A 16,001-nucleotide genomic window follows, 5' to 3' on the forward strand; every position below is an offset into this window, starting at 1 on the left:
CACCGCCGTTGCCGCCGCCATTACCGCCGCCGTTGCCATTACCGCCGCCGTTGCCGCCGCCATTACCTTGACCTTGCGCAAAGGCACTTTTGCCTGCGACGTCAAACTGGGAAAGGTCAAGCGAGAGGGGGGTTACCACCAACGCAAAGGCACCAAACCCGAGAATGCCCGCTGTCGTAATCCTGCTGCGCAGACTTTTCTTCTTAATGGTCAACATTGTCAGCTCCACTTCCTTAGCAGTGAATTTCGCGTTCATTTGACAGGACAACGCACGGGGTTCGAATTTTCTTCCCGGCTGTCGAAATTATTTTTCACAATATTTTTTTCGTGGCCGAGGGAAGAAACACGAAGGCCCCGTCGTTATATGTTCAACAAGACCGAAAAATTGCGCCTGCGATCATGAATGGGACGTCTGGTTTGGACACTGCTTTAAGACAAGAGCTTGCAGATCTTCTGCCGCGCGCATTGCGGTTTGCGCGATCGCTGACGCGCGATGCTGTCGCGGCAGAGGATCTGGTGCAAACGGCATATGCGAAGGCGGTTGAACGGATCGAACAGTTCGAGCAAGGCACACGGCTTGATAGCTGGCTTTATAGGATCATCCAGACAAGCTGGATTGACGAAAAACGCCGCGATCAGCGCCAGGGAAATGTGGTTTCGTTTGAAGATGCACGTGACAGTGCGGTTCCGGGCATAAATCACGGCGGCACCGACAGGATGTTTTTGCAGGCAGCACTTGCGTCCCTTGCCGAGGAACAGCGGGCCGCCCTGACACTGGTCCTGATCGAAGGATACAGCTATCGCGAAGCCGGCGACATTTTGGGCATCCCTGACGGCACGGTCATGAGCCGCGTCGCCAGAGCCAGAAGAACACTTGCCGCTCTGCACGATGATGACGGCGAGACAATAAACAAGGACAGCATTTACAGAGGTTCGTCATGAGCAAACAACTTGAAGATCGCGACTACGTTTTGCTGTCTGCCTATATTGATGGCGAACTGGCCCCGACGGAATGTCGCGAGCTGGAAGACAGAATTGCCAAATGCCCAGCCATGACCCGTCAGTTCAACATCATGGCGGGACAATCGGTCGTTTTGCGCAATCAGTCTGAGCGCCTTCTGGCCGATCGGGTTTATCCTCAGCTGTCTCAGGACATCGAAGATATCCTTGATCAGAAAAAGACACCGACAAAACACTTCGTTACCAAAAGCGACGTCGATGCACGCCCGCGCACCGTTGCAAATAACAATACGCCGATCTGGACTGGAATTGGTGCGGCGGCGGCTGTGCTGCTGGCGTTTGTTGGCGGCAACTGGTTTAACGAAAACGTCCGTGATGCGGCTGTTGGCACCCTGGCATCAAACGATGCACAAATGTTTTCCTATTCGCCCGTCAACAACCCATTGCTTGATGAACAAATCAGCATGACGCTGGAAGAAACGCTGAGCGGCGATATTCGCCAAGTCTCGCTGGGGCTTGCCGAAAACAGTGGCGGCACCATCAAGATTGAACCGCTCAGAACCTTCCGTCAGGGGACGCGTTTCTGCCGGGAATATCATGTCACGTTCCCGACAGACCGCCTTGAAAGTGGCCCGGACGGGTTCTTTGGTCGGGCTTGCCGCACAGAGGATGGCCAGTGGGAAACAGTTTACCGGCTGATCCCGGGCGTCGATCTGCCGGGCCTTGGCAGCTCTGATGAAACACTGCCCAAACAAAAGCTTTGACTAAATCGACAGCGATGAGGGGCTCCTCGTCGCTGTCGGTGTTTTTTTTAACCGCAACAACCAAGCGATAAGAACCAGGACGTTAACGACCTGACAAAATGAATAAGCAGGATCAGAACAATGAATTTGCCGAACTACCAGCGCCCGTTTTTGGCGCTTTCTTGCGTTTTAAGCCTTTCATTGCTCGGAGCGTGCCAAACGCTTGAAAGTTTCGAAGATTCTTTAAACAGTCTCAATGACGGTCTGGGCGAATATGCCGAAAAGACCGAGAATACCGGCCCGGCCCTTCGGCCCGCTTCCTTGCCTGAATTCGGCATTGGCGATGCCTTTGTCTATGATGGCGGACGCGCCATTTATGTTGCCGATATCAAGGGGGACCGGATCGTCTGGAATGGTGGCGGTGACTATCTTTTCGAAATGACCCGCGATTTCACCGGCCCGATCCTTGACTGGTCCTACACCGATGAAGAGGATCAGAAACGATCGGGTTCTACGACGCTCAAGGCTGGCTCGGAAAATATCTGGCCGTTGGAATATGGCGACCACGTTCGTATTTCAACCCGGTCATCCAATACCGATCCCGTCACCGGTGAAGTAAACGAATATGACCAATGGCTGACCTGCACGGTACCTGCAACCGAAACGGTCGAGGTGCCGGCAGGCACGTTTGACACCTACGTTATCGAGTGTTCACGCTATTACAAACAGTGGTGGATGCAGACAACCAAATGGTGGTACGCGCCGGAAATCGGCTTTTATGTCAAACGTGACCGTTCATGGAATTCCGGCGAAGACCACAGCGAAGAACTGGTGACATATGGCCCTGCCCCGGCAAAAATTGCGAAATCCGCACAGGACCTTTTGGCAAAAACTGTTCAGCAATCGCTTGAAACCAATAATTCCGGCGATGCGAAAACAGCATCCATCGGTGCGCTTGATATCGCGGTGACCCCACTCAAAACCGTTCAGACGGACAAAGGCGTCTGGTGCCGAACCTATCGTCAGGAACTCACCGCACGCAACCGTACCAGCAGCCAAATCAAATCGGCCTGTCGCACGGATGATGGCTGGGTACTTGAAGATGATGTGCCGGATCTGACCACGCAATAACCTGAACAGGCTGGCTGGATAAAAGTCAAAACTGCGAACCCGGAATTCCCCCGCCCATATTTTGGCGGGGGATTTTTTTTACTTGCTGATTTTTTTCCCGAACGATCACCAGGACCCACTGCCCGCCAGATATCTCAATCAGCAATAGATTATCCCACGACGAGCGCGTATCATCTGTTTGTCTTAATTTGCCGGAAACAGTCGCCCACAGGGCTCCATGATCCGCCGAATGGACAATTTTCCGGGTATGCACGTCGGGGGGACGGCAATGACCTATCTTCAAAATCACACGATACTATCTTCGGGCGACCTTGATGAGGTCCGGGAGTCGATCAAAAACCTTGCGTCACGGCACGATCTGGATGTCAAAGGGCACAACGCAGAGTTTAACGCCCGCGTCGCCGCCGTGGAGTGTGATGACATCAGTCTGATGCATGTCGCATTCGGAAATTCTAGACTGACGGTCGAATCCTCCGAAGAGGATGACGATGGCCTGCTGTTATATATTGTCACGTCTGGTGCGGGTGTTGCGCAGCATTGCGGGCAAGAACTGGAATTCTTCCCCAATGCCGGGTTCATGCGCGATTTGGCCGCACCGGTCAGCGCCACAGAAGATAACTTTAGCGCCTTTGTCCTTCGTTTATCGAAAGACAAACTCAAAAACTACACACGTTCGGTGGTTGGCGAAGATGTTGAATTAAATGGATTGCGGTTCGACCCTGTGATTGATCCCACCACACCAGGCTGGAACGTTTTCTGCAATACAGTCCACTATGTCGCCGAGGCGCTCGACGGGCCTTTGCGTGAATTGCATAACCCGATCGTCACGACCCAGATGAAAGACATCCTGGTCGCACAATGTCTGAGCCTGTTGCCCAACAGTTATCAGGACATTGTGAATGGCCGCACCGTCACCGAAGTTGTGCCCTATTACATTAAACGTGCACGTGATTACATTCACGCCCATGCCGACAAGAAACTGGGACTTGCCGATATTTCGGCTGCGGCCGGATGCGGCTATCGCGGGCTGCAAAAAGGTTTCATGGACGCCTTTGGCATCACGCCGATGGCTTATTTACGTGTTGTGCGTTTGAAACGCGTCCGGGCCATTTTGATGGCGGAGCCGTACGGAAAAACGGTCTCTGAAATCGCAAGGCAATGGGGCTTCACCCATATGGGCCGATTTGCGCAGGACTATCATCGGGAATTCGGCGAACTTCCATCTGAGACAATCCGCAAACACGGCTGATATTCGCCTCCGGTATCCGAAAAGCGCCCTCAGTATCCGAGAAGCGCAGCAAACGTACCACACCATCCAATTACATGTATCCTTATCGGCGTCGCTGCTCAATTCTCCGTGCGGGGAATGGGCCGTCATGCCTTTGTTTTCAGACATGACGGAGAGTGGGGGAACACTCTGATCAAAGGACAGTCCTGAAATTGGTCAGGACTGTCCACCCAACGACAATCAAAGCGTTGGCCTTGCTCCAAAGAGACTTGGTGTGTCGCTGATTGATCGGCTGCAAGGTAAGCGGTTACGATTTTTATACTTCTTCTCATCCCCAACGCAGTCCACGCGGCACACCTCGTGTGATGTGCGCCTTGAACCTGCCTGCTGAATGGCCGGCGGGCGGGAAATTTACATAACAAGCGTTGTTTGGTTGAGGAAAGATCGATGGGAAGCCGTATTAAGTCTGGCTACATACTCTGGCGGGCGTTGATCGTCCTGATTGCAGGGTTCGTCAGTATTCTGGCAAGCATTTCAGAGGTAAAGGCGCAGCAGACGCAAGCTGCCTTCACAGAAGGTGGCCATGCCATTTGTGGCGCAATGGATTTGCGCACAAACACCCTTTTGGGGGCTTGCGGCTTTGCATCGGCAACCAAAACAGGCAAGGCTGTTGGTGAATGCCCACGGGGGTCCTTCTTCGACATCGGCACCTGGTCCTGTTTCTCATGTCCAAGTGGTTACAATCGAACCGGTTTTGCGGTGGACACTCCGAAGGCATGTTCAAAGCAGATTTCAGCAGAATATAAACGCGCAACCCGCGTCGGCGCACACAAATCCTGCCCGTCTGGCTCGTTCAAAGATCTTCGTAATGGCGGTGAATGTTGGTCTTGCCCAGCCGGATTTGACCGTACCTTGTCAGCCGTGAATGAATGGGATGCTTGCGGTAAAATCTTTGAACCAGCACGTCGGGCAGAATTCATTGATCGGGTTTGCCCAGAAGGTTCGTTCCCGGATCTGAATGGCAGTTGTTATACCTGCCCTGACGGATATCGCCGTACGGCGGCTGCGGTCAGCGCGCACAATGCCTGTTTCCGCAATGAAAGTCTCGTGGCTGCAGAAAAAATAACTGCGCTGACCTGTAAAGCTGGCGAATATTTCGACTTCATCGACGGCGGGACATGCTGGTCATGCCCGGTGAATTCGGTCCGGTCGGTTTATGGCGTTAAGACCAGTCAGGCTTGTGAATACCTTACCATGCGTTGGGAACCCGCAAGACGTACACCCAATGGGTTGTTCGGTCTGCCTGGCGCCCATGAGATCGTTGCCGAGGTAATTAAGGACCGTACGCTGATCGATGAAAGCATCAGCAATTACATCGCAGCTGCCGGACTCAATAAAGCCAAAGCAGACGAGCTAAAAACCGAAGCTTGGAACCTGATCCTGACGGAACCCGAGGAATCGGCGATCCTAAAGGCGGCCGTTTATATGCATGTTTTCAACGTGATCAAAAGAGGGGCAAAGACCAAAGCTGAACGCGATTTATTGAATTATTTGGCTGTATACGTTCAGCAGTCCCGGCTTTTGGTCGCGAAAGAAATGCAAGGCGTCTGGCAAAGCTGGGAACGCGGCTTGAAGGTAGCGCGTCCGGGCAGGTCAACCGGCTTGAATCCCAATGATATTGGTGTTCGTCCGCCACAAATGGAAGACCAGGTAGGCGATATCATGTTGCTTGCGCCGGGCGCTGCGGTTGTCGTCGCATATGTAGGGCTTGGGAGCGCAACGCTTGTATCAACGTCCGTCGCCAAAGCGGTGGGAACGGTTGGCCAAGCAATTTTTCCCCACTTGGTGCAGGGGATGAAAGAAACAATGAGAATAACGGTAACGACGACTAGTATTGGCACCACCTCTATGGCCTTTATGGCGCCGACAATGATTATTTTGTCCGCAAGCTCGATTGTCGCCAGCATCGGAACCGATATCGCTCTGGATCAGATCAAACAAGAGTCCATCATCACTGACGCCCTCGCGAACTCAAAAAAGCCCGTAAACTTATCCCGCCTTCTACTGACTGATAACGGGCGGACCGAGGTGTTGATGAACTGGGGGCTCATGACCCAGGAGACCATCAAGCCGAACACACAGACCTGGGCACAATTGATGCCGGCTGAGAAGGCAACGGGTGCCGGCGATCACAGCGTGACGTTGGACAACGGCAATGTTGTTGTCGGCAACTTCGAAATCGATACTGTCATTGATGGCGGCCAAAATAACACTAGAAATGACACGATCACGTTAAGCCAGATTGAATCGACCGGTACAGTCGGCGCTGCTGGTCGTGCAACGAATTGGGACTTGATCCCGGGGGACGCCACCGATGTTGCGATCGGCACGGATGGAACCACCTATGTCATCGGTGTAAGCAAAGCTGGCGGTGGCTATGAAATCTTCAAGCGCGCCAAGACGGCAAAAAGATGGATCAAAATGGCCGGTGCTGCAGTCCGTATCGCTGTTTCAGATAAAGACGCATGGGTCGTCAACGATGCGGGCCTGATATTCGCCCAATCAGGAACAAAATGGCGGCAAATCCCCGGCCCGGCGGCACAAGATATTGGCGCCAGTGCCAACGGGGTTTGGATTACCGCCGTTGACAACACCATCCATGTCCGGAATGGGAACCGCTGGCAAAAACTTCCGGGAACGGCAACACGGATCGACATTGATCAGAATGGTCGACCGTGGGTCGTAAACAAAAATGGCGATATCTTTGTCCATGACAACAACAAGAAGTGGCAAAAGCTTCCGGGCGCGGCCGTTGATATCGCGGTCGATATCCCGGGTGCGGCGTTGATCATTGGCACGGACGGCAAAACCTACCTGTTTAATGGCGCCAAGCAAGACTGGGATCCGATTGTAAACGAGCCGGACTCTAGTGCGATTGGTGCTGGCGATGGTCAGGTATGGCGGCTGACCAAAAACAATAAAATCTATCAAATGCAGTAGCCGGTCACGGGTTGGGGCTCATCGGGGCCCCAACCCGCCCGCACGCCGAATTTATGCACCTAGCGTGCACAAGAAACATCAGGAATAGGTATTTGATGCGGTTGTTTATGACGTCTCTTCGCAGCACGGTTGCGGTTTATGCCTTGGTGACTTTGGCCGGTTGCCAGACGGTGGGTTTAAACAACGCACAGACAAAGCCGGACAATCAGTTTGTTGTTAATTCCGGGGTCGAGGCGGATGCTGTTTCGGAACTGGTGAACGCAAGTAATCTGGCCCTGGAAGCCCGGAAAATGGATGAAGCATCACGCTTGATCAATCTGGCCTTGAAGCTTGATGTTACCAATCCGGATTTGCAGTTTCTCAATGGCTTGACCTACCACCTGATGGGGGTGCAGGGCGACGCCAGCAAGTTTGATCTGGCAGAGCAAGGCTACAAACAGGCGCTTAAATTCGATCCGGGTAACCTGTCGGCCAGTTACCAGTTGGGCCTTTTGTATATGGACCAACGGCGCTATGGCCTTGCGCAGGCCTATTTTGCCGCGGTCGCCCTTCATCGCGGTGACGACCCCGCGGTACTGTATAGTCTGGCTTCGGCGTCATACTACGCGCGTGATCCCCTAACCGCGGAAGCCGCGTTAAAACGTCTGATGGATGTGGCACCCGAGGCCAAACAACAGCCCGAAGTGCTCAAAGCTGCGGCATTGTCTTTGGCGGCAATGGACGACCGTACAGGCGCGTCGGCATTTTTGGCAGCCTATCGCAAGGCAGTTCTGGGACCGGAAAACATCGAATATCTCGAACGCCGCGTCCAAGGATGGCAGTCGTTTTATGACAGTGATGCCAAAGTCATGCTGGCGCAGTATGGAAATGATCCCTATGGCAGCAGTGATCCTTATGGCTCGGCAAATCCATACGGCGCCCAAGATCCTTACGGTTCCAGCAATCCTTACGGCGCAGCAGCAGCCCCGGATCCCTATGCCGCTCAGCAGCAGGATCCATATGGTGCGGCAAACCCTGCACAACAGGGCTTTGCAGATACCGGCATGGTGGTCGTGGATGTGGTCCTGATCGGCACACAGGAAGATGTCCGTAATTCGCGTGGCATCAACCTGTTGAACGGGTTGCAGTTGCAGTTCGGCGACCCGCTCAGCGGAACGTCCGGATTTGGCTATGAGTCCACACGGACCAAGGATTATCTCAACACCGGGCTGGAACAAAGTACGCAAACAATCACCCGGGCCATCAGTATTCCTGCGGTAACGTATTCGCTCAATATTGCCAACTCCGCCGATGCTGACAATCAGGTCCTGGCCAAACCAAGTTTGGTGGCCCAGACCGGACAAACGTCGGAATTCTTCTCGGGGACTGAAATTCTGGCTGCTGCCGTTTCCGGCGGCAATGGCGACAGTGTTTCGGTGCAAAAGGAGGTTGGCGTCAAACTGGCTGTCACGCCGGAAATACTACCAGACGACATGATCCGCTTGCACGTGGTTGCAGAACGTACCTTCCTGACTGATCCGTCGAATTCGGTTGTGTTTGAATTCCGCCTCGACACCACCAAAACCAATGTCAATTCGACCGTCACCATGAAGTTTGGCGAGACGCTTGTTTTGGGTGGCCTCAGCGAACGCGAAACATCCAAATCAGCCGATGGTGTACCGGGCCTGATGGATATACCGATTGTCAATTTGTTGTTCTCACAGCGCATTGAACGCCAGTTCGAACGATCTGTATTGATCCTGATGACGCCACGCCGTCCGCTTTATGCCCGTCGGGCTCAGGAAGACCGTGACGTCATGATCGAAGAAATGTCGGATCTTGAACGCGACATTGAACGTCTGGAAAACCGTCACAAGGATTGGTTTACGCCGCGCGCAACCTTCAGCGAAGTCATTGAAAAGCTTCAGGGGCGCGAATTCTTCGAAGAGTTCAGGAATGGAGATGTGAAAATTCAGTCTTGGCAGAACGACGAAAATGGCCAGCAACATATCGCGATGGTGCGTGACCGGTTGCTTGGTCTATAGCTTTTTGTATTCGGAGACTGCGATGCGAAGTCGTCCAATGACACCGCTCATCATGCGGTTCTGTCTGGTTTTGTACTGTGTTGCCTTTACGACAGTTCATCCGATCACCGGCGCACACGCGCAAGACAGCGCCCCATCATCAAACTGGACCCGTTTGCCCGGCACGGCTGTTGACATCTCGATCAACAGTGACGGGCAGGCCTATGCCGTTGCCCCGGATGGCACGCCGTGGCGCTGGGACGCGATAGAACAGCGTTGGCGCAAAATGTCGGGCAATTTTGTGCGCATTTCCGCAGCCGAGGGAAACCGCCCCTGGGCAATCAGCGCCGACGGCGTGGTTTATCGCTATAACGGGTTGTGGTGGGAAAACAAGGACACCGACGTTGCCGATGTTGCGGCCGATACGCTTGGCAATGTCTTTATTGCCAAAGTCAGTGGCGAAATCAAAAAATGGTATCCGTTGCGCAGTGAATGGCGGCCGATCGACGGCAGTGCGTATCGCATTGCACTCGACAGGACGGGAAATCCATGGGCGGTGGCGCGCGATGGCGGCATTCGGTCCTATGATGGAAAGACCTGGACCACTATGCCGGGTCGTGCCCTCGACATTGCGATTGCCGGTAACGATAGGGTTGTAATTGTCGATGCCGAAGGTCAGATCAGGATCTGGAATGCAACACAACGCAGTTGGCGTATTGTCGGCGGTATCAGTGGTGCGACAGCCACCGCCGCCACACCCGATGGTGGACCGTGGGCGGTTGTCGCCGGTGGTGCCATCATGGCAACGACATTGCTGGTTGCACCGGAAAAAATCAAAACCGAAGAAGGCCGTGCACCGGAAATTCGCGCGCCCGATGCCGTCGCCCCTGTTGATAGTGCGCCCGCGGCAATTGCCCCGGATGTCACAGCCCCGCCCCTGCCACCAGCAGCAGCTGTTGCACCACCCGCAGCACAAGCAGCACCATCAACGGCACCAGTCGCGGTGGCAACTGGCGCAACCGCGTCACCTGTCACACCAAGTACAGATGCAACTGCGCAAGGCCCCAGCCGAACCGTGGCCCCGTCAACCGGGGACGACCCCGGTCTTGATCCGACGACGGTAACAACGACCGAAGACATTCCCTTTACCAACACCCGCGAGAACGCCACGGCTTTGGCAATCGGTCGGGATGGAAGTGTGTTTGCTCTGAACGCGGCCGGAAGTGTTTTCCGCTGGTCCAACAGCCGCAAACGGCTTGAAGATTTTCCGGGAACACTGGTGCGTTTGGCCGTTGATACAAATGGCGACCCTTGGGGCATTTCCACCTTGGGCCGGGTATTCCGTCATACCGGAAAACTGTGGAGGCAAATTCCCGGTGCAACCGGTTCAGACATTGCGATTGGCGGGGATGGATCGGTTGTCATTGCCGATGCCAGCGGAAGCCTATCCAAACTAAATGACGCCATGACGCGGTTTGATCGCATTCCCGGTCAGGGCATTTTGGTTGCAGTCGACCCGGACGGAACGCCTTGGACAATTCGTTCTGACAACCTTGTCCAACGATGCGAACAATCACCGTGCGAGGTGTTATCGCAAAAGGCCAAAAGCATCTCGATCGGTCCGGATGGCAGCGTTTATATCGTTTCCGCCAATCAATTCCTGATGCGGTTGGCTGCGGATGGCAAAACCTTTGAAGTCGTTCAAACACCGGGCCACACCGCGGAAAGTGTCGCGGTCGGCCCCAATGGTTATCCCTGGGTTGTTACAACTGATACTGTTGTGCTTGCATCAAAGTTCTTTGAACGTGACGAACAGAATGATCGTCTTGTTGCGGCCTCAACCGTCGGGGATACCACCGGCAGTGGCGATACCGCGGCTGTTGTGGATGTTACATCCCCAAGCGCCTTTACGTTTTCAAAAAACATAACTTTTGAAACATTCACCGCGGACCTCAATACGATTGATGAAATCGCCGTCGGACAAGATGATGGTTTCTACCTGTATGGCACACCCTTAAATCAGGGAGCAAACCAGTTCCAGAAGTTCAACACCAAGACCAAGAAGCTCGAACAAGTCACCCTGTCCTTTAACCAGAATGTCGAGAAGTTTGATGTTGCGACTGATGGCAGCATCTGGACAAACGGAAACAGTTCGAACTCGATCTATAAGCTGTCATCAACGGGCACTATCCAGCGGACCTATTCGGTAACATCGGGCAACATTCAAAATATATCGATTGGTCCGGATGGCACGGTTTATGTCGTCATCAGCGGCAAGCTTTATCACCTTAAACCCGGAACCAATGCCTTTGCCAAATTCAGCAATGACGACGTGCGCAAGGTGGCTATTGGCCGTGCAGGTGATTTGTGGATCGCGGACGAAAATAACATTGTTCAGCAGTACACCGGCACAAGGTTTGAAAACCGCCCGTTGGGTCAAAGTGTAACTGTCGAAGATATTGGTGCCGGGACGGATGGCAGTGTCTATGTCACCGTATTCGAAAACAGTGCATACGCTTTGAAAAAATGGAATGCGACAAACGGTTCGTTTGACAAGGTTAACAACGTAACTGCCAACATGGTCGATGTGTTGTCAGATGGCCGTCCCTGGATCACGAATACCAGTTCCGGTACCGACGTCAAACGCGCCAAGGATTAGGTTTCATTCGCTTCGCATTCATCACGAAATGAAATGAAAAACGCCCTGACCATTCAGTTGGCTCAGGGCGTTTTGCCAGATCGTCCAGATCGTATTTTATCAGGTCTCTGGCGTCAGGACGCGGCCTTGCGGACAAAATTGCCACGCTGGTAATCGTCAAAGGCCTGCATCAGTTCCTGTTTGCTGCTCATGACAAACGGGCCATAGCGCACGACCTGTTCGTGGATCGGACGTGCGGCAATCACCAGCATGCGGCCACCCTCGGCACCGCCTTTAAGGGTCACACCATCACCGTCTTTCAAGATCGCCAGATGATGGGTCGGGACATCTTTGCCGCCAACAATTGCATCGCCGATAAAGACATATACCACTGCTGTGTGCCCTTCGGGCAGCGGGACGGTGATTTCCGCACCGGCATCAAGTTTGGCATCAACAAAGACCGGGTCGGTCGAAATACCGTTGATCGGGCCGGTTGCCCCATGCATCGACCCTGCCAGAAGGCGCAACTGCGCGCCCTCGACCGGGGAGATTTCCGGCAGTTCATCGGGCTCCATATTCTGGTAGCGCGGATCGATCATCTTGTCCTTTGCCGGCAGATTGATCCAAAGCTGGAAACCCTGCAAAAGGCCGTTTTCCTGTTCAGGCGTTTCGGAATGCACGATGCCGCTACCGGCGGTCATCCACTGACCACCGCCTGAACGCAAAATGCCCTCGTTGCCCATGCTGTCCTGATGGCGCATCGCCCCTTCGACCATATAGGTCACGGTTTCAAAGCCGCGATGGGGATGTTCCGGGAAGCCTGCGATATATTCGTCCGGGTTATCGGTCGAAAGTGAATCAAGCATCAGGAACGGGTCAAGCATATCAAGCTGCGGCGTCCCAATGGACCGTCGCAGCGACACGCCCGCACCATCGGATGTATCCATCGCGCGCAAGACACGTTCAACACCGCGTGCATTTTTCACAGACTCAGACATTTCAAAACTCCTCTGCCTGTCGGCATTCTTGCCAGACAACATTTCATACCCCGCATGGTCGCACAAAACTGTCGCCAAACAAGGCCCAATCAGGCACCTGATTGTTTATCAAATCGCAACAAAAAAGGCAGCGCAGGAACCCTGCACTGCCTTGATCAGATCAGACGACTTGAAAATCAGCCTGCAAGTTTGGCGGCAAGTTCTGCCACGTGCTTGCCCTGGAATTTGGCGATATCAAGCTCGTTCTGGGAGGGTGTACGCGAACCATCGGCACCCGCAAGCGTACCGGCACCATAAGGCGAACCACCGGTGATTTCGTCCATATTGGTCAGGCCAGCACAGCTGTAAGGCACACCGACGATCACCATCCCCTGATGGAGCAAGGTGGTATGGGTCGAGGTGATGGTGGTTTCATGACCACCATGCTGGGTGCCGGTCGAGGTGAAGACAGAACCGATCTTGCCGATCAATTTGCCTTCGGCCCAAAGACCACCGGTCTGGTCAAGGAAGGTGCGCATCTGGCCTGGCATGTTGCCAAAGCGGGTCGGCACACCAAAGATGATCGCGTCATATTCCGGAAGATCGGAAACCTCGGCAACCGGGGCAGCCTGATCAAGCTTGGCACCTGCGCCCTTTGCGACATCTTCAGGCATGGTTTCAGGAACACGTTTGACATCAACATGCGTTCCGGAAACACCGCGTGCGCCTTCGGCAACGGCGTTGGCCATGGTTTCGATATGACCATACATCGAATAATAAAGTACCAGTACTTTCGCCACGTCATCCTCCTTGGTTGAATTTCGTCGGCTTGCATAGTGACCTAAGAATGCACCCCTGATAACGGCCAGCTTGGAAACAGTCTGTTCGTTATCGGATGCGAACCCGATCAGGCATCAGGATTAAGCATCGGGATTAAGCATCGGGATTCCGGGCCAGATACTGCACGACCTGATCGGGGAAATCGGTGAAAATGCCATCAATCCCGGCATCATCAAAAATGGCCTTGAGCGCGATCTGCATATCCCCCGCCCATTTCGGCAACTGATCCGCACGCAGGGTATAGGGATGAACCTTCAATTGCGCGCGCTGGGCGGCAATCAGGGTAGGTGTCATGATCGCCGTGCCATTTTCGCTGAGGCCTTCAATAACTTGCGGCAACCACGGCCCGATACCATCAACAACACTGGCCATGTCGGTGATGCCGTCGTCAGATTTCAGATAATCGTAATCGGTTCCCTCTGGCGCGCCCCAGCGGTTTTCACCGATAAGCTGCACCAGCTTGCCCTGATAGTTAAGCTCTTGACGGATACGCTTGGTTTCAGACCAGTCAAAGCATTGCACAAAGGCATTTGAGTCCGGGTTATTATACCCCCACTTCTCCATCACCGCGATCACGGTTTTGGCGATGTCCTGGCCTTCCGCACGATGAAACGCAGGGTCCTTGATTTCCGGATAGATTCCAACATTGCGCCCGGTAGAGTGGTTCAATCCACGGATCAGTTTAATCTCTTCTTCAAGGGTCGGGATCTTGAAGATGGCAAACTCAGCCGGAAAGCGATCCGCATAGACCTGTTTGCCGGTATCGGCCTTGAACCGTTCGGTGACATTAAGTGTTTTAAGTTCGGCAAGGGTGAAATCAATCGCGTAGTACCGCCCGTCTTCACGTTTGCGATCCGGGAATTTTTCCGCAACGTCGGTGGTGGTATCAATGTGGATATCGTGGAGCACGACCGGAACGCCGTCCTTCGACAGAACAACATCCTGTTCGATGAAATCCGCCCCCATGCCATAGGCCAATGCCTTGGCCGGCAGGGTATGTTCGGGCAAATAGCCCGACGCCCCGCGATGGGCAATCACCACCATTTCCTGATCAAGTGCCTGCGCATCGGCCGAATTCATCGCACCTGTAACAGGCATCAATGTGGCTGCGGCAAGCCCGCCAATCGCCAGTAAGGTCGACTTGATCATTTTGCGTATCAGCATCCCGGGTTTCCTTATCCAGTGTCCTTTTGTGATCAAGGACTATAGGCGCGGATTGGCAGCACAAAAACGCGTCACCGCGTCTTGGGTGCAATCTTCATGAAACTGTTACAGCAAAGAACGCGGGCCTAGCGGTTAAGTTCCCCGGTCATGCGATCAAGCCCGTCAAGGGTCAGCGGAAACATCCGGCCTTCCATCAGCTTGTGCATGATCTGGATCGATTGATGGTGACGCCACCAGTTTTCCGGTTGCGGATTGATCCAGGCGGCATGTTCGAAATGATCGAGCAATCGCTGCATCCAGACAGCCCCTGCCTCGGCATTCCAGTATTCCACCGCCCCGCCAGGATAGGTAATTTCATAGGGGCTCATAGTGGCATCGCCGACAATCACCAGCTTGTAATCCGCGCCATAGGTATTGATCACATCCCAGGTCGATACCTGTTCGTTCCAGCGCCGCGCGTTATCTTTCCAAAGCCCTTCATAGGGGCAATTGTGGAAGTAGTAATATTCAAGATGCTTGAATTCGGTTTTCACCGCCGAAAACAGTTCTTCACAGACCTTGATGTGATCATCCATTGATCCACCAACATCAAACAGCATCAATACCTTGACCGCGTTGTGGCGTTCCGGGCGCATCTGAACATCAAGCCAGCCTTGGCGGGCAGTTGATGTAATCGTGCCCGGCAGATCAAGCTCATCCGCCGCCCCGGTCCGCGCCCATTTGCGCAAACGTCGCAGGGCAACCTTGATGTTGCGCGTGCCGATTTCGACACTGTCATCAAGGTTCTTGAATTCGCGCTTGTCCCAGACCTTGACCGCCCGGCGATGACGGGATTTATCCTGCCCGATCCGCACCCCTTCGGGGTTATAGCCATAAGCGCCAAACGGCGATGTCCCGGCCGTGCCAATCCATTTATTGCCGCCCTGATGTCGGCCCTTTTGCTCTTCCAGACGCTGTTTCAGCGTCTCCATCAGTTTTTCCCAACCGCCAAGCGCCTCGATCTCGGCTTTTTCTTCATCGGTCAGGAATTTCTCGGCAAGCTTGCGCAGCCACTCTTCAGGGATTTCAGTCTTATCGACCTCGTCCATTCCCTCGGCAAGGTCGATCACGCCTTTGAAATGCTCGGAAAAGACGCGGTCGAACTTATCAAGATGGCGTTCATCCTTCACCAGCGCGGATCGCGCCAGATAATAGAAATCCTCAACCGAATAGCCCGCCAGTCCCTTTTCCACCGCCTCAAGCAATGTCAAATATTCGCGCAAACTGACCGGCACGCGCGCATCTTTCAGCTTATAGAAAAAGCCGGTGAACATCGGG

11 protein-coding genes and 1 pseudogene are annotated in these 16,001 nt (G+C 53.8%); 7 read left to right on the top strand and 5 right to left on the bottom strand.

Going from position 1 to position 16,001, the window contains the following annotated elements; all coding sequences use genetic code 11:
- A pseudogene (locus TH4_RS20830) lies at nt 1-256 on the bottom strand (hypothetical protein); the annotation flags it as partial.
- A 161-nt stretch (nt 257-417) separates the two neighbouring features.
- Here TH4_RS20830 and TH4_RS18520 point away from each other — a divergent pair.
- From TH4_RS18520 to TH4_RS18550, 7 genes are all read left to right on the top strand, one after another.
- The gene (locus TH4_RS18520; RefSeq protein ID WP_040823515.1) at nt 418-942 is read left to right on the top strand and encodes a sigma-70 family RNA polymerase sigma factor; all 525 of its coding nucleotides are present in this window, start codon (nt 418-420) and stop codon (nt 940-942) included.
- Nucleotides 939-1,724, top strand: a complete 786-nt coding sequence (locus tag TH4_RS18525; protein ID WP_064782309.1) for a zf-HC2 domain-containing protein — start codon at nt 939-941, stop codon at nt 1,722-1,724. Before TH4_RS18520 ends, TH4_RS18525 begins: the two co-directional genes overlap by 4 nt.
- Before the next feature lie 120 nt (nt 1,725-1,844).
- Entirely contained in the window at nt 1,845-2,834 is a 990-nt protein-coding gene (locus TH4_RS18530) for a hypothetical protein (RefSeq protein WP_064782310.1), read from the top strand.
- A gap of 268 nt (nt 2,835-3,102) precedes the next feature.
- On the top strand, nt 3,103-4,083 hold the full coding sequence (locus TH4_RS18535) for an AraC family transcriptional regulator (protein ID WP_051007616.1): 981 nt from the start codon (nt 3,103-3,105) through the stop codon (nt 4,081-4,083).
- A gap of 426 nt (nt 4,084-4,509) precedes the next feature.
- Nucleotides 4,510-7,062, top strand: coding sequence for a tectonin domain-containing protein (locus tag TH4_RS18540; RefSeq protein WP_157097803.1), 2,553 nt, complete (start codon nt 4,510-4,512; stop codon nt 7,060-7,062).
- A gap of 107 nt (nt 7,063-7,169) precedes the next feature.
- The gene (locus tag TH4_RS18545; RefSeq protein WP_064782312.1) at nt 7,170-9,086 is read left to right on the top strand and encodes a type II and III secretion system protein; all 1,917 of its coding nucleotides are present in this window, start codon (nt 7,170-7,172) and stop codon (nt 9,084-9,086) included.
- A 37-nt stretch (nt 9,087-9,123) separates the two neighbouring features.
- Nucleotides 9,124-11,724 carry a tectonin domain-containing protein gene (locus TH4_RS18550; RefSeq protein WP_064782313.1) on the top strand — a complete coding sequence of 867 codons (2,601 nt, stop codon included), beginning with the start codon at nt 9,124-9,126 and terminating at the stop codon, nt 11,722-11,724.
- Between the two features lie 113 nt (nt 11,725-11,837).
- On the opposite strand, the gene TH4_RS18555 is transcribed toward TH4_RS18550, so the two are convergent.
- The 4 genes from TH4_RS18555 to TH4_RS18570 all read right to left on the bottom strand — a co-directional run bounded on the left by TH4_RS18555 (nt 11,838) and on the right by TH4_RS18570 (nt 15,997).
- Nucleotides 11,838-12,701, bottom strand: a complete 864-nt coding sequence (locus TH4_RS18555) for a pirin family protein (RefSeq protein WP_064782314.1) — start codon at nt 12,699-12,701, stop codon at nt 11,838-11,840.
- A gap of 176 nt (nt 12,702-12,877) precedes the next feature.
- A complete protein-coding gene (wrbA, locus tag TH4_RS18560) occupies nt 12,878-13,480 on the bottom strand; it encodes an NAD(P)H:quinone oxidoreductase (protein ID WP_064782315.1) in 603 nt (200 codons plus the stop codon).
- 133 nt (nt 13,481-13,613) lie between these two features.
- Nucleotides 13,614-14,684, bottom strand: a complete 1,071-nt coding sequence (gene glpQ, locus TH4_RS18565) for a glycerophosphodiester phosphodiesterase (RefSeq protein ID WP_083997192.1) — start codon at nt 14,682-14,684, stop codon at nt 13,614-13,616.
- Between the two features lie 125 nt (nt 14,685-14,809).
- Nucleotides 14,810-15,997: a vWA domain-containing protein gene (locus tag TH4_RS18570; RefSeq protein ID WP_064782316.1), complete on the bottom strand. Its 1,188-nt coding sequence runs from the start codon at nt 15,995-15,997 to the stop codon at nt 14,810-14,812.
- Between the last annotated feature and the right edge of the window lie 4 nt (nt 15,998-16,001).

It is taken from the genome of Thalassospira tepidiphila MCCC 1A03514 (assembly GCF_001662875.1).
In the GTDB taxonomy this organism is placed as follows: domain Bacteria; phylum Pseudomonadota; class Alphaproteobacteria; order Rhodospirillales; family Thalassospiraceae; genus Thalassospira; species Thalassospira tepidiphila.